Annotated in this window: 17 protein-coding genes and 1 pseudogene; 11 read left to right on the top strand and 7 right to left on the bottom strand. The window is 73.6% G+C overall.

The window, feature by feature from the left end; genetic code table 11:
• Positions 1 to 302: 302 nt before the first annotated feature.
• Positions 303 to 836 carry a hypothetical protein gene (locus AC0GKK_RS00990; protein ID WP_482637577.1) on the top strand — a complete coding sequence of 178 codons (534 nt, stop codon included), beginning with the start codon at positions 303 to 305 and terminating at the stop codon, positions 834 to 836.
• 1 nt (position 837) lies between these two features.
• On the opposite strand, the gene AC0GKK_RS00985 is transcribed toward AC0GKK_RS00990, so the two are convergent.
• Complete coding sequence (locus tag AC0GKK_RS00985; RefSeq protein WP_405416929.1) at positions 838 to 1,014, bottom strand: VOC family protein; 177 nt, start codon at positions 1,012 to 1,014, stop codon at positions 838 to 840.
• Complete coding sequence (locus AC0GKK_RS00980; RefSeq protein ID WP_489882921.1) at positions 1,011 to 1,907, bottom strand: EamA family transporter; 897 nt, start codon at positions 1,905 to 1,907, stop codon at positions 1,011 to 1,013. Before AC0GKK_RS00980 ends, AC0GKK_RS00985 begins: the two co-directional genes overlap by 4 nt.
• A 72-nt stretch (positions 1,908 to 1,979) precedes the next feature.
• Here AC0GKK_RS00980 and AC0GKK_RS00975 point away from each other — a divergent pair, with 72 nt between their 5' ends.
• Entirely contained in the window at positions 1,980 to 2,888 is a 909-nt protein-coding gene (locus AC0GKK_RS00975) for a LysR family transcriptional regulator (protein ID WP_224402348.1), read from the top strand.
• On the opposite strand, the gene AC0GKK_RS00970 is transcribed toward AC0GKK_RS00975, so the two are convergent.
• Positions 2,872 to 4,239 (bottom strand): C40 family peptidase, encoded by a 1,368-nt coding sequence (locus AC0GKK_RS00970; RefSeq protein WP_251782430.1) that lies wholly within the window; start codon positions 4,237 to 4,239, stop codon positions 2,872 to 2,874. The two genes, AC0GKK_RS00975 and AC0GKK_RS00970, sit on opposite strands and share 17 nt — an antisense overlap.
• Positions 4,240 to 4,569: 330 nt before the next feature.
• On the opposite strand from AC0GKK_RS00970, the gene AC0GKK_RS00965 reads away from it, so the two are divergent.
• On the top strand, positions 4,570 to 7,377 hold the full coding sequence (locus AC0GKK_RS00965; protein ID WP_489882920.1) for an aconitate hydratase: 2,808 nt from the start codon (positions 4,570 to 4,572) through the stop codon (positions 7,375 to 7,377).
• Positions 7,378 to 7,455: 78 nt separating this feature from the next.
• Here AC0GKK_RS00965 and AC0GKK_RS00960 read toward each other — a convergent pair whose 3' ends face one another.
• Positions 7,456 to 8,205 (bottom strand): IclR family transcriptional regulator, encoded by a 750-nt coding sequence (locus tag AC0GKK_RS00960; protein WP_251782428.1) that lies wholly within the window; start codon positions 8,203 to 8,205, stop codon positions 7,456 to 7,458.
• Between the two features lie 119 nt (positions 8,206 to 8,324).
• On the opposite strand from AC0GKK_RS00960, the gene AC0GKK_RS00955 reads away from it, so the two are divergent.
• The 8 genes and pseudogenes from AC0GKK_RS00955 (at position 8,325) to AC0GKK_RS00920 (ending at position 16,641) form a co-directional block, all read left to right on the top strand.
• The gene (locus AC0GKK_RS00955) at positions 8,325 to 9,608 is read left to right on the top strand and encodes an SLC13 family permease (RefSeq protein ID WP_489882919.1); all 1,284 of its coding nucleotides are present in this window, start codon (positions 8,325 to 8,327) and stop codon (positions 9,606 to 9,608) included.
• A gap of 25 nt (positions 9,609 to 9,633) precedes the next feature.
• Complete coding sequence (locus AC0GKK_RS00950) at positions 9,634 to 11,019, top strand: acyl-CoA synthetase (protein WP_489882918.1); 1,386 nt, start codon at positions 9,634 to 9,636, stop codon at positions 11,017 to 11,019.
• A gap of 33 nt (positions 11,020 to 11,052) precedes the next feature.
• Positions 11,053 to 12,446, top strand: a pseudogene (gene gad / locus AC0GKK_RS00945) (glutamate decarboxylase).
• A complete protein-coding gene (locus AC0GKK_RS00940; protein ID WP_489882917.1) occupies positions 12,443 to 13,318 on the top strand; it encodes a carbohydrate ABC transporter permease in 876 nt (291 codons plus the stop codon). The pseudogene gad and the gene AC0GKK_RS00940 overlap by 4 nt, the downstream one beginning before the upstream one ends.
• A complete protein-coding gene (locus AC0GKK_RS00935; RefSeq protein WP_489882916.1) occupies positions 13,315 to 14,142 on the top strand; it encodes a carbohydrate ABC transporter permease in 828 nt (275 codons plus the stop codon). The genes AC0GKK_RS00940 and AC0GKK_RS00935 overlap by 4 nt, the downstream gene beginning before the upstream one ends.
• The gene (locus AC0GKK_RS00930) at positions 14,139 to 15,449 is read left to right on the top strand and encodes an extracellular solute-binding protein (RefSeq protein ID WP_489882915.1); all 1,311 of its coding nucleotides are present in this window, start codon (positions 14,139 to 14,141) and stop codon (positions 15,447 to 15,449) included. Before AC0GKK_RS00935 ends, AC0GKK_RS00930 begins: the two co-directional genes overlap by 4 nt.
• A 126-nt stretch (positions 15,450 to 15,575) precedes the next feature.
• Positions 15,576 to 15,962, top strand: coding sequence for a VOC family protein (locus tag AC0GKK_RS00925; RefSeq protein ID WP_489882914.1), 387 nt, complete (start codon positions 15,576 to 15,578; stop codon positions 15,960 to 15,962).
• Positions 15,955 to 16,641, top strand: a complete 687-nt coding sequence (locus AC0GKK_RS00920; RefSeq protein WP_489882913.1) for an NUDIX hydrolase — start codon at positions 15,955 to 15,957, stop codon at positions 16,639 to 16,641. The genes AC0GKK_RS00925 and AC0GKK_RS00920 overlap by 8 nt, the downstream gene beginning before the upstream one ends.
• A 23-nt stretch (positions 16,642 to 16,664) precedes the next feature.
• Here the strand turns inward: AC0GKK_RS00920 and AC0GKK_RS00915 are convergent, their stop codons facing one another.
• The 3 genes from AC0GKK_RS00915 to AC0GKK_RS00905 all read right to left on the bottom strand — a co-directional run bounded on the left by AC0GKK_RS00915 (position 16,665) and on the right by AC0GKK_RS00905 (position 19,236).
• Positions 16,665 to 17,957: an HNH endonuclease signature motif containing protein gene (locus tag AC0GKK_RS00915; protein ID WP_489882912.1), complete on the bottom strand. Its 1,293-nt coding sequence runs from the start codon at positions 17,955 to 17,957 to the stop codon at positions 16,665 to 16,667.
• Between the two features lie 82 nt (positions 17,958 to 18,039).
• Entirely contained in the window at positions 18,040 to 18,459 is a 420-nt protein-coding gene (locus AC0GKK_RS00910) for a hypothetical protein (RefSeq protein WP_489882911.1), read from the bottom strand.
• Between the two features lie 255 nt (positions 18,460 to 18,714).
• A complete protein-coding gene (locus AC0GKK_RS00905) occupies positions 18,715 to 19,236 on the bottom strand; it encodes a hypothetical protein (RefSeq protein WP_489882910.1) in 522 nt (173 codons plus the stop codon).
• Positions 19,237 to 19,242: the final 6 nt, after the last annotated feature.

The raw sequence follows: 19,242 nt of genomic DNA, 5'->3' as shown, positions 1-19,242 counted from the left end.
AGCTGGACGTTTCCAGGTCGTTCGGCGCTCGCATCCGCCCGTCCGCCGCAGCCCGGCAGCGGACGATCCCCGCGCACCGGCTCGCGCCGCCACCTCCCCGACCTCATCACGCCTGGGCCTCGCGCCCCCGCGACCACTCCCCGCGCCCCCGACCGACGCGCCCGCCGGAGCACGTCGGTCGCGCCTCGACGGCCAGGCCGTCCCGCCACGACTCGAGCTCCGCTCCGACGACGGCGTCCCTGACCCGACCACTCGGCTGGACGGCGGAGGCGCGCGACCCCCGCACGCGCGAGGATGACCCCGTGCCCCGTCTCGCCGTCCCGCTGCTCGCCGCCCTGGCGCTCCTCGCCCCGACGAGCGCGACGGGTGCGGCGACCGCGGCGAGCGGGACGACGAGCCCGGCGGCCAGGGCCTCGTGCATCGCCGACCCACCCCGCTCCGCCCACGCGTTCACCGGCACCGTCGCCTCGACCTCCGCCGACGGCCGCGTCGCGCAGGTCCGTACCGACGACGGCCGCGACGTCCAGGTCGTCGGCTCCCCCACCCCCCGACCGGACACCGCGACCTCGGTCGACCGGTCGTACGCCACCGGGACCCGCTACGAGTTCCACCCGCTGAACCCGGCGAGCCCGTACGAGGACAACATCTGCACCGCCACCCACGAGGTCGCGGCCGCGCCCGCGGCACCGCCCGAGCCTCCGGCCACCACGGAGCCGACGGGCGCGTTCGTGACGGCCCTCGTCGCGCTCGGGGTCGTCGCCCTGGTCGGGACCGCGGCGGCGTTCCTCGTCCCGAGCCGCCGTCGCCGCAACCGACGACGGCGCCGGCGCGCCTGACTCACGGCCCGGAGAGCAGGTCCCACCGGTTCCCGGCGACGTCGCGGAACACCGCGACCGTGCCGTGGGCCGCCACCCGCGGCGGTCCCTCGAACTCCACCCCGAGCGCCACGAGCCGCTCGTACTCCGCGGCGGCGTCGTAGTCGTCGACCACGAGCGCGGTGCAGCGCAGTCTCATGCCGCCACCGGTACCCGACGCCGGGCGGGCGCGGAGGCCACCAGCACCCCGCCGACGACGACCGCCCCGGCGACCAGCTCGGTCACCGACGGCCGCTCCCCCAGCAGCACCATCGCCAGGCTCATCCCGACCACCGGTACGAGCAGCGAGTGCGGCGCGACGAGCCCGGCCGGGTAGCGGCGCATCAGCCCGGTCCAGATCCCGGCGGCGAGCACCGTCGCGACCAGCGACAGGTACACGAGCGCGACCAGCCCGGCGACGCCGTCGGGGGTCACCATCGCGACGACGTCGCCCCAGGCGCCCGGACCCTCCACCACCGCCGAGGCGGCCAGCAGCGGCACCGGCGGCACGACGGTCATCCACAGCGTCAGGTGCAGCGGGTCGACCGCCTCGCCGTCGCGCTGGGCCAGGCGGCTGCACAGGTTCCCGGCCGCCCAGCCGAGCGCGCCGAGCAGGGTCAGCACGACCGGCAGCAGCGCCGCGGACTGGGCGCGGGCCAGCGCGATGCACCCCAGCCCGAGCACGGCGACGCCGATCCCGGCCCACTGCCGCGGCGTCACCCTCTCGCGCAGCAGCAGCGCGCCCAGCACGAGCGTGAACGGTCCCGACGCCTGCAGGACCAGCGACGCGAGCCCGGTCGGCATCCCGGCGTACATCCCCAGGAACAGGAAGAGGAACTGCACCGTGCCGAACCCGAGCCCGTAGCCGACGAGCCAGCGCAGCGGGACCCGCGGCCGCGGCACGAGGAGCACCGTCGGGACCGCCAGCACGAGCATCCGCAGCCCGGCCAGGAACAGCGGCTGGAAGTGCTGGAGCCCGACGTGGATGGCGATGAAGTTGGCGCCCCACAACACGGCGACGACGACGGCGAGCAGGCGGTCACGAACGGTCACGGCGTCCACGCTGCCGTCCCGAGACCATGCAGACCAGCGACAACAACTGAAACGATGTTGTAGCGTTCCTGCATGGACGTGCGGCGGCTCCGGATCCTGCGCGAGCTCGCCGACCGCGGCTCGGTCACCGCTGTCGCCGCGGCGCTGAACTTCACCCCGTCCGCGGTGTCCCAGCAGCTCAAGGCACTGTCCCGGGAGGCGGGCCTGGAGCTGACCGCGCCGGACGGGCGCGGGCTGCGGCTCACCGCGGCCGGGCGGGCCGTCGTCGACGGGGCGCAGGAGGTGCTCGACGCGCTGGGCCGGCTGGAGGAGACCACCGCGGGCCTGCGCGAGCAGCCGCTGGGCACGGTCCGGGTGGTGTTCTTCCCGTCGGCGGCCCGGCTGCTGCTGCCCGGGCTGCTGCGCCGGGCGTCGGCCCACCCCGGGCTGGCGCTGTCCTGTCGCGACCTCGACCTGCGCCCGGAGGAGGTCCCGGCCGCCGCGGCCGACGCCGACGTCGTCGTCACCCACCACGACGAACGGCTCGACCCGCTGCGCACCGGCCGGCTCACCGTGCACCCGCTCCTGCGCGAGCCCCTCGACGTCGCCCTGCCCCCGGACCACCCGCTGGCCCACCGCGCCGAGGTGCACCTGTCCGACCTGGTCGACGCCGACTGGATCTCGGTCGCCGTCGGGTGGCCGGTCGACGACGTGCTCAACTCGCTCGCACTGGTCACCGGCACCGTGCCGCGGGTGGTGCAGCGGATCAACGACTTCTCGGTCACCGAGGAGCTCGTCGCGCACGGGCACGGCGTCGCGCTGCTGCCCCGCTACTCGACCGACCACCGCGACGGCGCCCGGCTCGCACTGCGCCCGCTCGCCGGGGTGCGGGCCGCCCGGCTGGTGCGGGCCGTGACCCGCGGTGCGGTGACCCGGCCCGCGGTGCGGCTGGTGCTCGACGAGCTGACCGGCGAGGCCGCGGCCGTCAGAGCAGCCGGGTGACCTTGTTCAGGCCGTCGTAGCGGACCGGGGTGACCCGGACACTCGCGCCCGAGTACGGGGCCTCGAGCATCTTCCCGTCGCCGAGGTAGATGGCGATGTGGTGGGTGCGACCGCCCTCGGCCCAGGACAGCATGTCCCCGCGCCGCATGTCCGAGATCGGCACCAGCCGGCCGGCGTTGGCCTGGTTGCCGCTGTAGCGGGGCAGGCTGATGCCGACCCCGGCGAAGGCGAACTGCATCAGACCGGAGCAGTCGAAGCCGACCTTGCGGAAGTCGCCGTGGGCGTCGGCGACGCCGCCGTCGCGGATCCCGCGGGTCGGTCCGCGCGAGTTGCCGCCGCCCCAGGCGTAGATGGTGCCGAGCTGGGCCATCGCCCGGTCGATCACGGTCTCGATCGCCGCCGACCCGGTGCGCCGCGGCGCGGGGCCGTCCGACGGCGCGGACTCCTGCGCGACCCGCGACGCCGCCTCCTCCCGGGCCCGCCGGTCGGCCTCGGCCTGCAGCCGGGCCTGCTCGGCCCGCCACGCCTCGTAGCGCTGACGCTGGGCGCGCAGCCCGGCGTCGGCGTTCTCGGCGGCGTCGAGCCGCGACTGCACGTCGGTGCGTTCGGTGTGCACCGCGTCGAGCCGGGTCTGCTGGGCGTCGGCGGCCGCGACGGCCTCGTCGACGGCGGAGTCGGCCGCCGCCGAGGCCTGCTCGGCGTCAGCGCGGCGCCGGTCGGCCTCCTCCTGCGCCGCGCGGGCGAGGGAGTCGGCGTTGGCCTGGGCGATGCGGGCCTGCTGGAGCTGCTCCAGGACCGCGGCCTGGTCCTCGCTGAGCGCGTCGGTGAGCCGGGCCCGGTCCATCAGGTCCTGCGGGTCGGTCGCCCGCGAGAGCAGCCCGAGCGGGCCCAGGTCGAGACCGTGGGTGTAGACGTCGCCGACGAAGGCGTCGATCCGGGTCCGGGCGTCGTCGACGGCGCGGCCCGCGGCCTCGGTCGCGGCGCGGGCGTCGGCGGCCCGGGCCGCGGCGGTCTCGGCCTCGCGACCGGCGGCGTCGGCGGTGTCCCGGGCGGCGAGCGCCTCCTCGTTGCGCCCCGCGACCTCCATCTGCAGCTGCTCGGCCTGCGCGTCGAGCTCGGCGAGGCGAGCGGTGAGCCGGCCGACCTCGGCGGCCCGGTCCTGCACCGACTGGCGGCTGCGCTCCAGCTCGTCGTCGCCGGGGTTCGGCGGCGGCGGGGGCGGCGGCTGGGCCGGGAGCACCGCGGCGGCGGGCACGACGACGGTCGCGGCCGCGCCCACCCCGGGCGAGGCCAGCGCGACCGCGACGAGCACGGCCACCACGACGAGGGTCGCCGACGGCTGGCGCGTCACGGGGAGGTTCCTTCCGGGGGGCGGGCGGGATCGACGGGGAATCGACTGGGAACAGTGCCACTCGTGTCACCCGAACCCCGTGCGACACACCGGACCCGTCCACCGCACGAGGGACACCACACCCGTGACGGCACCGCGACCCCGGCCACACCCGCCTCGCCAGGCTTATAGGACAGGCGTACTATTTGCGTCACGAGGGTCCGCGCTGCTGCCGGCACGGCGGTGCGCGAGACTCCGGCACGACGCAGGTGAGCACCCCCGGCCCGCGAGGCGGGGTGCGTTCACCGCACCGGACAAAGCGACCGCCCACCACCACGGGAGGACCACCAAGTGGCCAGCACCGACAGCTTCGGCGCCCGAGGACAGCTCGACGTCGGGGGCACCGGTTACGAGATCTTCCGGCTCTCCGCGGTGGAGGGCTCCGCGCGCCTGCCGTTCAGCCTGAAGGTCCTGCTCGAGAACCTGCTCCGCACCGAGGACGGTGCGAACGTCACGGCGGACCACATCACCGCCCTGGCGAACTGGGACCCGCAGGCCGACCCGGACACCGAGATCCAGTTCACCCCCGCCCGGGTGATCATGCAGGACTTCACCGGCGTGCCCTGCGTCGTCGACCTGGCGACCATGCGCGAGGCCGTGACCGAGATGGGCGGCGACCCGTCCAAGGTCAACCCGCTCGCGCCCGCCGAGCTGGTCATCGACCACTCGGTGATGATCGACTTCTTCGGCACCGCCGACGCGTTCGAGCGCAACATCGAGTTCGAGTACGGCCGCAACAAGGAGCGCTACCAGTTCCTGCGCTGGGGCCAGGGCGCCTTCGACGAGTTCAAGGTCGTCCCGCCCGGCACCGGCATCGTGCACCAGGTCAACATCGAGAACCTGGCGCGCGTGGTCATGCCGCGCAACGGGCAGGCCTACCCCGACACCCTGGTCGGCACCGACTCCCACACCACCATGGTCAACGGCCTGGGCGTGCTGGGCTGGGGCGTCGGCGGCATCGAGGCCGAGGCCGCGATGCTCGGCCAGCCGGTCTCGATGCTCATCCCCCAGGTGCTCGGCTTCAAGCTGACCGGGGAGATCCCGACCGGTGTGACCGCCACCGACGTGGTGCTCACGATCACCGAGATGCTGCGTCGCCAGGGCGTCGTCGGCAAGTTCGTCGAGTTCTACGGCGCCGGCGTCGGCGCGGTGCCGCTGGCCAACCGCGCCACCATCGGCAACATGAGCCCGGAGTTCGGCTCGACCGCGGCGATCTTCCCGATCGACGAGGAGACCGTCCGCTACCTGAAGCTGACCGGCCGCTCGGCCGAGCAGATCGCGCTGGTCGAGGCCTACGCCAAGGAGCAGGGCCTCTGGCACGACCCGGACCACGAGCCGGTCTTCTCCGAGACCCTCGAGCTCGACCTGTCGACGGTCGTCCCGTCGATCGCCGGCCCGAAGCGCCCGCAGGACCGCATCGAGCTGACCGACGCCAAGCCGGCGTTCCGCAAGACCGTGCACGACTACACCGACGACGGCGTGGCCCCGAGCCCGCTCGCCGGCGTCGACGAGTCGTCGAACGAGTCCTTCCCGGCCAGCGACGCCCCGGCGCTCTCCTTCGCCGACGACGACGCCGCGCCGATCGTCATGTCGGCCGCGGACGGCTGCGAGGGCCGCCCGTCCAAGCCGGTCACCGTGAAGTCCGACTCGCGCGGCGAGTTCGTGCTCGACCACGGCGCCGTGGTGATCGCCTCGATCACCTCCTGCACCAACACCTCGAACCCCAGCGTCATGCTCGGCGCGGCGCTGCTGGCGAAGAACGCGGTCGAGAAGGGCCTGACCACCAAGCCGTGGGTCAAGACCTCGATGGCCCCGGGCAGCCAGGTCGTCACCGACTACTACGAGAAGGCCGGTCTCTGGCCCTACCTCGACAAGCTCGGCTACAACCTGGTCGGCTACGGCTGCACCACCTGCATCGGCAACTCCGGCCCGCTGCCGGAGGAGATCTCGGCGGCGGTCAACGACAACGACCTCACCGTCGTCTCGGTGCTCTCGGGCAACCGGAACTTCGAGGGCCGGATCAACCCCGACGTCAAGATGAACTACCTGGCGTCCCCGCCGCTGGTCATCGCCTACGCGCTGGCCGGGACGATGGACTTCGACTTCGAGAACCAGCCCCTGGGCCGGGACTCGGACGGCGCCGACGTCTACCTCCGCGACATCTGGCCCTCGACCGAGGACATCAACGCGGTCGTGGACTCCTCGATCACCTCGGAGATGTTCACCAAGAGCTACTCCGACGTGTTCCGTGGCGACGACCGCTGGCGCGCGCTGCCCACCCCGGAGGGCCGGACCTTCGAGTGGGACCAGAAGTCCACCTACGTCCGCAAGCCCCCGTACTTCGAGGGCATGAAGGGCGAGCCGGACCCGGTCACCGACATCTCCGGCGCCCGTGTGCTCGCGCTGCTCGGCGACTCGGTCACCACCGACCACATCTCGCCGGCCGGTGCGATCAAGCCGGGCACCCCGGCCGCGGAGTACCTGGACTCCCACGGCATCGAGAAGAAGGACTACAACTCCTTCGGTTCGCGGCGCGGCAACCACGAGGTGATGATCCGCGGCACGTTCGCGAACATCCGGCTGCGCAACCAGCTCCTCGACGACGTCTCGGGTGGCTACACCCGCGACTTCACCCAGGACGGGGCGCCGCAGTCGTTCATCTACGACGCCGCGCAGAACTACGCTGCGCAGGGCACCCCGCTGGTTGTGCTGGGCGGCAAGGAGTACGGCTCCGGCTCCTCGCGTGACTGGGCGGCCAAGGGCACCGCGCTGCTGGGCGTGCGCGCCGTCATCGTCGAGTCCTTCGAGCGGATCCACCGTTCGAACCTGATCGGTATGGGCGTCGTCCCGCTGCAGTTCCCGGACGGCGAGTCGGCGACGAGCCTCGGGCTCGACGGCACCGAGACCTTCGACATCGCCGGCATCACCGAGCTGAACGACGGGAAGACCCCGAAGTCGGTGCACGTGACCGCGACGAAGGACTCCGGCGAGACCGTCGAGTTCGACGCGAAGGTCCGCATCGACACCCCCGGTGAGGCGGACTACTACCGCAACGGCGGCATCCTGCAGTACGTCCTGCGGGGCATGCTGAAGAGCTGACGCGCGCAGCACCCACCACCACACGGAGCCCGCCCCCTCACCGAGGGGGCGGGCTCCGTCGTTCCTACGGGGTCGTTCCTACGGGCGGGCCCCCAGGTCGCGGGAGATGCGCCGGGCGGCGTCGGCGGCGGCGCGGCCGTGGTCGTCGAAGACCTCCTCGGACATGCGCACCGTGGGGCCGGACACCGACAGCGCCCCGACCGGACGGCCGTCGGGACCGAGGACGGGGGCGCCGACCGCGGCGATGCCGTCGGAGAGCCCCTCGGGATTGACCGACCACCCGCGCTCGCGCACCTCGGCGATCCGGGCCCGCAGCAGGTCGGGGTCGACGACGGTGTGCCGGGTGGAGGGTTCCAGCGGGCCGGCGAGGTAGGCGTCGACCTCCGCCGGGGTGCAGGCGGCGAGGTAGGCCTGGCCGGTGGCCGAGGCGTGCAGCGGGATGCGGTGGCCCAGCGGCAGGAACGCGCGCAGCCGGTGCGCGGTGTCGAGCCGTTCGAGCAGGACCAGCTCGCGGCCGTCCGGGGCGGCCAGGTGCACGGTCTCCCCCGTCGCGAGCTGCAGCTCGTGCAGCACCGGGACCGCCACCGCGCGCAGGCCCCCGGCGTCGCGGGCCTGGTTGCCGACGGCGAACGCCCGGTAGGTGAGCCGCCAGCGCGCGGTGTCGTCGGCGACGCACCAGCCGACCTCGCCCAGGGTGCGCAGGATCCGCTGCACGGTGGACTTCGGCAGCGCGACGGCGCGGGCGAGGTCGGACAGCCCGACGGGCTGCCGCTCACCGACCGCCTCCAGCACGCGGACCGCGGAGACGACGCTGTTGGTCGGAGCCATGTCCGGTGTTGACCTCCCCCGTTCGGGCGACCTACTGTCCGCTCCCAGACGGTCCACTGTACGAACCACTGTGCCACCAAGTGGACCGATACGACAAGCGCGTACCAACGGGGGTAGGCATGGCGGTGCAGGTCATCACGCTGGTGGTGTTCGCGGCGGTCTTCGTGATCGCCGAGGTCCGCCGGTCCCACATCGGGATCGTCATGTTCGCGGCCGCCGCCGGCATGGGGCTGCTCGTCGCGGGCCTGCCGCTCGACGACATCGTCGCGGGCTTCCCCGTCGATATCCTGGTCCTGCTGGTCGGGGTGACGTTCTTCTTCGGGATCGCGAAGTCCAACGGCACCATCGGCCGGCTGGTGGACCGGGCGCTGGTCGTCGTCGGCGACCGGACCGCGGCGCTGCCGCTGACGTTCTTCGTGCTCACCGGTGTGGTGTCGGCGATGGGCTCCCCACTGGGCGGGCTGGTCATGGCGCCGATCGGGATGACGGTGGCGCACCGGCGCGGGATCGACCCGATGCTGATGGCGCTGGCCATCGGCACCGGGCTGTCGGCGGGCGGGTTCGCGCCGACGTCGCTGTTCGGGATCGTCACCTGGGGGACGGCGTCGGCGGCGGGCATCGCCCTCAACCCGCTGACCCTGTTCGCGGTCGCGATCATCGCGAACCTGGTGCTGCTGGGCGCGTCCTACCTGATGTTCTCCGCCCGCAGCCGCGTCCCGGTCACGACGGGCGGCGGCGCCGGGCCCGAGGCGCCCGGCGACGAGGAGCCCCCGGCCCGCGAGCCGTTCCGCATGACGCACTGGATCACCGTCGTCGCGATGCTCGGTCTGGTCGCGGCGGTCGTCGTGCTGGCGGTGCTCGACGCCGAGCCCGACGTCGGGGTGCTGGCCTTCGCCTTCGGCGCGGTGCTCACCCTGGTCGACCCGGACAGCGGCCGCGGCGCCCTGAAGGAGATCGACTGGTCCACCGTCCTGCTGGTCGGCGGGATCATCACCTACGTCGGTGTGCTGCAGGAGATCGGCTCGGTCGACCTGCTGGGTGACCTCGCCGCGAGCCTCACCGTCCCGCTGCTCGCCGCCCTCGTGGTCTGCGCGGTGTGCGGGCTGGTGTCGGCGTTCGCGTCGACCACCGGCATCCTCGCCGCGCTGGTGCCGCTGGCGATCCCGCTGGTCCAGCAGGGCGGGATCCCGGGCTGGGCGCTGATCTGCGCGCTGGGGGTCTGCTCGTCCATCGTGGACGTGTCACCCTTCTCGACGGTGGGTGCGACGCTGGTCGCCACCACCGTCGACGAGCAGGAACGTCCCCGCATGACCGCGCTGCTGACCCGCTGGGGCCTGTCCATGGTCGTCATCGGCCCGATCGCGCTGGTGGGAGCCCTCGTGCTGCCCGCCATGGCGGTCTGACCCCGTCACCACCAGGAGAACGACGTTGTTCCTCACCTCGCTCACCGACAGCCACGACCTCGACCGCGCCGTCACCGTCGGCGACGACGTGCTCTCGCGCGCCGAGCTCGTCGACCGGGCGGGCCGGTTCGCCGCGGGCATCCCCGCGGACGGCCCGGTCGCGGTGCACGCGACCGCCTCGATCGACACCGTCGTCGCCGTCACCGGCGCGATCCTCGCCGGCGTGCCGGTCGTGCCCGTGCCGCCGGACTCCGGACCCGCCGAGCGCAGCCACGTCCTCACCGACTCCGGCGCCACCGCGTGGGCCGGGGAACGACCCGACGACGTCGACCTCCCCGTGGTCCTCCCGGGGTCGCAGCCGATCGGCACGCGCCCGGTCGACCCCGCGGCCACCGCGATGCTGCTCTACACCTCCGGCACCACCGGCCGCCCCAAGGGCGCCCAGCTGTCCGGCGCCGCGATCGCCGCCGGCCTCGACGCCCTGTACGAGGTCTGGGACTGGACCCCCGACGACACCGTCGCCCACGGCCTGCCCCTGTTCCACGTGCACGGCCTGATCCTGGGTGTGCTGGGATCGCTGCGCCGCGGGTCGCGGGTCGTGCACACGGTGAAGCCGCAGCCCGCCTGCTACGCCGCGGTCGGGGCGTCGATGTACTTCGGGGTGCCGACGGTGTGGAACCGCATCGTCGACGAGCCCGACGCCGCCCGCGCCCTGTCCCGCGCCCGGCTGCTGGTGTCGGGCAGCGCGCCCCTGCCCGCGTCGCTGTTCGACCGGATCGCCGCGCTCACCGGGCAGGCGCCGGTGGAGCGCTACGGCATGACCGAGACCATGATCACCCTGTCCGCGCACGCCTCCGGGGAGCGCCGCGCCGGCTGGGTCGGACTGCCGGTCCCGGGCGCGCAGACCCGGCTGCTCCCCGCGTCCGACGAGGCACCCGAGGACGTCCTCGACGACGGCGAGACCGTCGGGCGCCTCGAGGTCCGCGGCCCGATGCTGTTCGACGGCTACCTGAACCGCCCGGACGCGAACGACGAGTGCTGGGCCGGCGAGGGCTGGTTCCGCACCGGTGACCTCGCCGTCCGCGACGCGGGCGGGTTCCACCGCATCGTCGGCCGCGAGTCCACCGACCTCATCAAGTCCGGCGGCTACCGGATCGGGTCCGGCGAGATCGAGGCCGTCCTGCTCGACCACCCCGCCGTGTCCGAGGTCGCCGTCGTCGGCGCGCCCGACCCCGACCTCGGCCAGAGGATCGTCGCCTACGTCGTCGGCGACACCCGCGACGGACAGGCCCTCATCGACCACGTCGCCGGGCAGCTGTCCTGGCACAAGCGTCCGCGCGAGGTCGTGTTCCTGGACGCCCTGCCCCGCAACCCGATGGGCAAGGTCCAGAAGAAGCTGCTGGGAACCTGAGCGGACCGGGCCGGTCGGTCCTAGGTTCGGATCATGCCCGGTGCGCACTCACCCTCGGAGGACCGCGGCGACGACCGCGCGGTCCCGGTCAACCCGGTCTTCGCCTCCGAGCCCGTCGACATCCCCCGCTTCCGCATCCCCGGCACCGGGATGCACCCGGAGGTCGCCTACCAGGTCGTGCACGACGAGCTGATGCTCGACGGGAACGCCCGGCTGAACCTCGCCACGTTCGTCACGACGTGGGCGGAGCCCCAGGCCGAGCGGCTGCTGGCCGAGTCCTTCGACAAGAACATGATCGACAAGGACGAGTACCCGCGGACCGCGGCCTGGAGCAGCGGTGCGTGCGGATGCTCGTCGACCTGTGGCACGCCCCCGACCCGGGACGGGCCGTGGGCTGCTCGACGACGGGGTCGTCGGAGGCGTGCATGCTCGGCGGGCTGGCGCTCAAGCGGCGCTGGCAGCACCGGCGGAAGGCGGCGGGTCTCCCGGCGGACCGGCCGAACATCGTGATGGGCGTGAACGTCCAGGTCTGCTGGGACAAGTTCGCGAACTACTGGGACGTCGAACCGCGGCTGGTCCCGATGGAGGGTGACCGGCTGCACCTGGGCGCCGACGAGGCCGTCGCCCTGTGCGACGAGAACACCATCGGCGTCGTCGCGATCCTGGGGTCCACCTTCGACGGCAGTTACGAGCCGGTCGCGCAGCTGTGCGCAGCGCTCGACGACCTGCAGTCCCGCACCGGGCTGGACGTGCCGGTGCACGTCGACGGTGCGTCCGGGGCGATGATCGCGCCGTTCTGCGACCCGGACCTGGAGTGGGACTTCCGGCTGCCACGGGTGGCGTCGATCAACACCTCCGGCCACAAGTACGGCCTGGTGCACCCGGGCGTCGGGTGGGCGGTGTGGCGCAACACCGACGCGCTGCCCGAGGACCTGGTGTTCCGGGTGAACTACCTCGGCGGTGACATGCCGACGTTCGCGCTGAACTTCTCCCGCCCCGGCGGCCAGGTGATCGCCCTGTACTACAACTTCCTGCGGCTGGGGCACGAGGGCTACGCCCGGGTGCAGGGCACCTGCCGGGAGATCGCGACCGGGCTGGCCCGGCGGATCGAGGCGACGGGCGCGTTCCGGCTGCTCACCGACGGCTCGCAGCTGCCGGTGTTCGCGTTCACCGTCGCCGACGGCGAGCCGTTCTCGGTGTTCGACGTGTCGGCGGGTCTGCGCGAGACGGGATGGCTGGTCCCGGCGTACACGTTCCCGGGGAACCGGGAGGACCTGGCGGCGCTGCGGATCGTGGTCCGCAACGGGTTCAGCCACGACCTGGCCGCGCTGCTGCTCGACGACCTGGCGCGGCTGCTGGAGCGGCTGCGCCGCCAGGCCGGTCCCGTCCGCGGGAGTGAGGCCGCGGGCTTCGCCCACGGGACGTGAGCCGGTCCCGGCGGGACACCCGCACCGCGTACCTGCTGCTGGCCCCCAGCCTGGTGGGCGTGGTGCTGTTCCTGCTGGTCCCGGTGCTGATCGTGCTGGGGCTGGCGCTGTTCCGGTGGGACCTGGTCGGGCCGCGGACCTTCGTCGGGCTGGACAACGTCGCCGCGATCGCCGCGGACGGCCGGTTCGCGCGGTCCCTGCTGGTGACGGCGTTCTTCGTACTCATCGTCATCCCGGTGCAGACCGTGCTCGGGCTGGCGGCGGCGCTGCTCCTGGACCGCGGGCTGCCCGGGACGACGGTGTTCCGGGTGGTCTTCGTGCTGCCGTGGATCTGCGCGCCGCTGGTGCTGGGCGTGGTGTGGCGGTGGATCCTGTCCCCCACCGACGGCGCGCTCAACGCGCTGCTCGGGATCCGCGTCGAGTGGCTGGCCGACCCGGCGCTGGCGCTGCCGTCGGTCGCCGCGGTGACCGCCTGGACCCAGGTCGGCTACGTCGCCCTGTTCTTCCTGGCCGGGCTGCGCGCCATCCCGGACACGATCGTGGAGGCGGCCCGGCTCGACGGAGCCTCGGCGTGGCAGCTGCTGTGGCGGATCCGGTTGCCGCTGCTGCGCCCGACGCTGTTCTTCGTGCTGGTCACCGGGGTGATCTCCAGCTTCCAGGTGTTCGACTCGGTGTACGCCCTCACGCCGAACGGCGGCCCTCAGGGTGTCACCGACGTCGTCGCGGGGCGGATCTACTGCGAGGCGTTCGAGAACCGCGCGGTCGGGCAGGCCGCGGTGATGGCGGTGGTGTTGTTCGTGATCCTGGTGGTGGTGACCGTGGCCCAGCAGCGGTGGTTCAGCCGTCGCACGACCTACGAGCTCGACACGTGAGGCGGGACAGGCTCGTCGACGCGGCCGTGCTGGTCGCGCTGCTGGTGGGCGCGGTGGCGACGCTGGCGCCGTTCGTGCTGAGCGTGACGACGGCGCTCAAGTCGACCCGGCAGTTCGCGTCGACGCCGGTGCTGTCACCGCCGGCCCCGCCGACGGTGGAGAACATCGTGACCCTGTTCGGCCGGGACTACGACTTCGTGACCCCGATCGCGGTGACCGCCCAGGTGGTGGTCGTCGTCCTGGTGGGGCAGCTGCTGTTCTCGGTGCTGGCGGCGTACGCGTTCGCGCGGCTGGAGTTCCCCGGCCGGGACGCGCTGTTCTGGGTGTACCTGGGGACGCTGATGGTGCCGCAGGCGGTGACGGTGATCCCGCTGTACCTGATGATGACCGAGGTGGGGCTGCGGAACACGTTCTGGGCGCTGGTGCTGCCCTACGTGCTCGGGTCGCCGTTCGCGATCTTCCTGTTGCGTGAGCACTTCCGGACCATCCCGCAGGACCTGATCGACGCCGCCCGGCTCGACGGCGCCGGGACGGTCGGGATCCTGCGGCACGTCGTGGTGCCGGTGAGCCGGCCGATCCTCACGACGCTGGCCGTGATCACCGTGGTGACGCACTGGAACAACTTCCTGTGGCCGCTGGTCATCACCTCCGGCCGGACCTGGCAGGTGATGACGGTGGCGACCGCCGGGCTGCAGACGCAGTACAACGGGAACTGGCCGGTCGTGATGGCGGCGACGACGGTGGCGATCGTCCCGCTGATCGTGCTGTTCCTGGTGTCCCAGCGCAGCGTGGTCCGCTCGATCACGATCACGGGGTTCCGGTGAGACGGCGGCTGGGCGCCGCCCTGGCGCTGGTCGGGGTGCTGCTGCTGGCGGCGTGCTCACCGGCGTCCCGTTTCGACGACGACGCCGACGGCGTCACCACGGTGACGCTGCGGCTGTGGGACACCCGGGTCGCGGCGGCCTACGAGCGTTCGTTCGCGGCGTTCTCGCAGGCCAACCCGGACATCCGGGTCGAGCTCGTGCAGGTGCCGTTCACGGACTACTTCACCTCGCTGCCGCTGGACGTCGCGTCCGGCACCGCGACCGACGTCTACTGGGTCAACTCGTCGAACTTCGGGGCGTTCGCCGACGCCGGGAGACTGATCGACGTCGGTGCCGCGCTCGCCGACCAGCGCGCCGGCTGGGTGGACGCCGCCGCCGCGCAGTACACCCGCGGCGGGACCCTGTGGGGTGTCCCGGTGGTGACCGACGGCCGGATCGCCGTGTTCTACAACAAGGACCTCGTCCGCGCGGCGGGCGTCGACCCGGCCGCGCTGCGCTGGGACCCCACCGACCCGGCCCGTGACACCCTGCTCCCCGCCGCCCGGAAGCTCACCCGCGACGCCGCCGGACGCAGCGCGGGCACGCCCGGGTTCGACCCGGGCACCGTGCGCCAGTACGGCTTCAACGCCGCCCGGGACCTGCAGGCGATCTACCTCGACTTCCTCGGCTCGGCGGGTGGCCGGCTCCAGGCGCCCGACGAGACCTTCGACGTCGCGACGCCCGCGGGCGAGCAGGCGTTCGGCTACCTGGTGAACATGATCAACACCGAGCGGGTGGCGCCGTCCGCGGCGGACACGAACCAGAACCCGGACTTCAGCCGCGACCAGTTCCTGCAGGGCCGGATGGCGCTGTTCCAGAGCGGCACCTACAACCTGGCCAACATCGCCGAGGGCGCCACGTTCGACTGGGGCGTCGCCCCCATGGTCGAGGGCCCGCGGGGCCGGGTCAGCGTGGTGTCGAGCATCGTGGCCGCCGGCAACGCCGACAGCCCGAAGCGCCCGGAGATCCTGCGGGTGCTGCGCTGGCTGGGCTCCCCCGAGGGAGCCGCCCCGGTGGGCGACAGCGGCGCCGGGCTGCCCGCGGTGACCGCGGCCCAGCGGGGCTGGTTCGACTACTGGGCCCGGCGCGGCGTCGACACCCGGGAGTTCGTCGCGGACGGCCCGACGACCCCGGCCCCGTCCGGCCCGAAGGTGGGCGCGGCGACGACGGCGATGGAGCCCGCGCTCGACGAGCTGTTCGCCGGCCGGGTGCCCGTCGGCCCGGGGCTGCGGGCGGCGCAGGACATCGGCAACGCGGCCCTGCGCTGATAACCTCCGCTGTGCGCCCCCGATGGGCCCAGCCGGAAGGAGTTCCCGCCAGTCCCGCACGGGCCCGCGGGCGCAGCTCCTCCCGCAGGTCGTGCGCGTGGTCCCCGCTGTCGTCAGGAGACCCGTATGGCCTGCACGTTCAACCACACGATCATCGCCGCCCGGGACCGGGTGGCCTCCGCCGCGTTCTACCGGCACGTCCTGGAGGCGGCGCAGGCGCCGTCCTGGGGGCCGTTCACCAACCTCGCCCTCGACGGCGGTGTCCTCCTCCAGTTCGCCGACCTGCCGCTCGACGTGGTGCCCGAGATCCAGCCGCAGCACTACGCGTTCCTCGTCGACGACGCGCTGTTCGACCGCGCGTACGCCCGGCTCGTCGAGGACGGGACGGAGCACTGGGCCGACCCGCAGCGCACCCGTCCCGGGGAGATCAACCACGGGCACGGCGGGCGCGGGGTGTACTTCCTCGACCCGGCCGGTCACTATCTGGAGATGATCACCCGGCCGTATGTGTGACGTCGCCGCGGCCCGGCGCTGGCTCGACGCCGCCCGGCCCGACCCCGGCCGGGCCCCGAACTGGATGGGTCCGCTGCTGCGCGGGCTGGAGCACGCCGGGCCGCGCGACATCAGCACGAACGACCTGCCCGCCGACCACGTCGGGCCCCGGCAGTCGGCCGTACTGGTGCTGCTCGGGCAGGGCCCGGACGGCCCGGAGGTCGTCCTGCAGCGGCGGGCCCGCAGTCTGCGCCACCACTCCGGGGAGATCTCCTTCCCCGGGGGCCGCGCGGACCCGGGCGACACCGACCCGGCCGCGACGGCGCTGCGGGAGGCCACCGAGGAGACCGGGCTGGACCCGTCCGGTGTGGACGTCGTCGCGATGCTGCCGCGTCTGATCCTGCTGACCGGGTTCCACGTGACCGCGGTGCTCGGGCACTGGCGGACGCCGACCCGGCTGCAGGCGGTCGACCCGGCCGAGACCGAGGCGGTGCTGCACGTGCCGCTGGCCGTGCTGGCCGACCCGGCGCACCGGTTTCGGCTCCGGGCCGGCGGCGGGGCCTGGCGGGGCCCCGGGTTCCGGGTGGGCGGCGACGTGGTGTGGGGGTTCACCGGCGACGTCGTCGACGCGGTGCTGCGCCTGGGCGGGTGGGAGCGGCCGTGGCCGCCCGGCCCGGAGCTGGAGTGGGAGTCGCTGTGACCGCGGCGGCCCGCGTAGGCCACTCACGACGAGGCCAGGACGGCGTCGAGCAGCACCGGAGCACTGTGCCGAGGGCTTCGTGGGACGGGCAGGTCGGGCCGGTGGAGCGGGTTGCGCCGGGGCCCGCCCGGCGCCCAGGGCGGTGGATGGAACACCGGGAACCCGCCGTCGATCTCGACCGCCCAGTCCCCGATGTGGATCATGCGATGGTGGTGCGGACACAGCAGCACCAGGTTCGTCAGGTCGGTGCATCCACCGTGGGCCCAGTGCCGGACGTGGTGGGCCACGCACCACTGCGGCGGCGCCTCGCACCCCGGGAAGGCGCACCCGCCGTCGCGCTGGGCCAACGCCCGACGCTGCGCCCGGTTCGCCAACCGCGACTCCCGGCCGACGAACAACGGCTCGCCCGTCGACGCCAGCACGATCGGCACCACCCGCGCATCACACGCCAACCGCAGAGCGTCCTGCGCCGCAATCGCCGCGGACGACCCACCCGCACCGAACCCGAGCAACCCGGCCCCGGCACCCGACGTCAGGGTCTCCAGGGGCACCGTCACGGTCAGCGCCACCGACTGCCCGTTCTCGACGCCGAGGTCCCCGACCGCCAGCAACCGACGGGCCAGCTCGACCAGACCGTCCCCGTTGCGCTCGGCCGTGGAGCGTTCGTCCCGGGCCTGCCCGGCGCCGTCGGGCGGGACCGGGGCGGTCAGCGGCGACAGCGCGCTGCGCAGGACCGCGGCGGACTCGGTGTCCAACCAGCCCCGCGCCTCGAACCCCGACCCCTGCGGACGCAACGCGAGCCGGTTCCGGGTCGGCTTCGGTTCCCGCGGACGCGGCCCGTCGGGATCCAGCAGCGCGACGGCCCGCCTGCCGAGCGTGTCCACCGCATCGGGATCCAGGGTCCCGGCGTGGGCGACGAGGTCGGCCTCCAGCACCGGCCGGTGCTCGCCGAGATGCGGGGGCAGCGAGGCGAGCACCCGGATGATCACGCGCACGTGCTCGGGGGTCACCGCGCCCTGCTCGAACGCCTCCGCGAGCACCGGCAGCTCGGGGTCGACCTGGTCGCCGGTGATCAGGAACAGCGGCGAGAGGCTGCGGGCGGCGTCGACGCGGGCGCGGGCGGTGGACAGCGCGACGTTCTGCACCGTGCGCAGCAGGTCCGCGGTGTCCCGGAACCCCTTCGCCCCGGCCAGCCCGCGGGTGGCGACCTCCGCGACGAGTGCGACCAGGGACGCGGACTCGCGGTTGATCCGTTCCTGGACGGCCGCGATCGCGACGAGAAGGTCCTCGTCGTCGGTCTTCCAGAGCTCGTCCACGCATCTGATTCTACTCGACCATGCGTTCGATGAGTGCCCGTTGAGCTGCGCGGACGGTGTACGGCGACGAGCGGCTCGGTGGTCAGCCCACGTCGGGTGCGTAGCTCGCCACGACCCATCCGCGCTCGTAGTCCATGTCCCACTCCAGATAGAGGGCGGGGCCGCCGCCGGTCGTCGTCATGAAGGCGGACACCCGGCCGGAGCCGACGACGTCGTAGTTCAGCTCGACACGCGACCCGGCGGGGATGAACGCGAGCAGGTTCAGCACCAGGGGGCGGCCGACGTTGTCCGTGGCGTCGTCGGCGCTGAGCCGGCGCATCCCGGTGGCGTCATCGGCCCGCCACGCGGTCAGGAACTCGTCGGCGCTGCGTCGCGCATGGCGTTCCTGCACCTCGGCACGGTCGACGCAGGCCCGGTCGCTGTCCGGGCCGGTCTCGCCGCGGCAGACGTCGTTCAGCTGCTGCCAGCGCGCCCAGAGCCCGTCGAGGTCCGTCCCGGCCACGGCCGACGGTGGGACGGGCGCCGGGGTCGCGGCGGGAGCCGTCGTGCGCGGAGTCTGCTCGACCGCGTCCACCCCCGTCGCCGACGCCGCGGTGGCGACCGGTGGGGGAACGACCACGGCGACCGCGGGGGGCGCGGGCGGTGCGGCGACCGGATTCGAGGCAGGCATCACGACCAACGCGGTGACCACGCCGGTCGTGAGTACGACGAGGACCCCGACCAGTGAGAGCCACCGTAGGAGCGTCGCGTGCACGGCTCAGCCCCCGCAGATCGGGTCGAGAGGGTTCTGCAGACATCTCGCCCGCTCGGCCGAGCCCACCGGGTAGCCCGCGCCCGGTTCGTACTGGCCGCGAGCGACCAGCTCGGCCGGGTCCACGTACTCGCCACTCTGCCGTCGCTGCTGCTCGAGGTACTCCCGCTGCGCCTGCTCCTTCGCGGCGTTCAGCTCGGGGCAGGCCTTGTTGGTGATGTCGTCCGGGTGTGCCGGGTCCCCGAACTCGGCGTCGGCCCACGGCTCACAGGTGTAGACCACCGGCTCCGGGACGAACGACTCCAGCGGCGCGTCGGGCACGATCCCGTCCGGGACCACCGGCGCCGGGAAGTCCCGCGCCACCGCGCTCGGCCCCGACGCCGCCGCCCGCAGGGCCGCCGGCCCGGCGACCACCGGCGCCGCGGAGGCGAACGACGCGACGCAGAGCGCGGCGGCCGTCGTCGCCGGCACCACAGCGGCCAGGACGAGGCGGGGCACGGAACGGCGTGCGCGGCGGTGCAGGATCATCGCGCG

Source organism: Pseudonocardia sp. P-1, from assembly GCF_058111925.1.
This window is presented reverse-complemented; position numbering and strand designations above follow the sequence as displayed.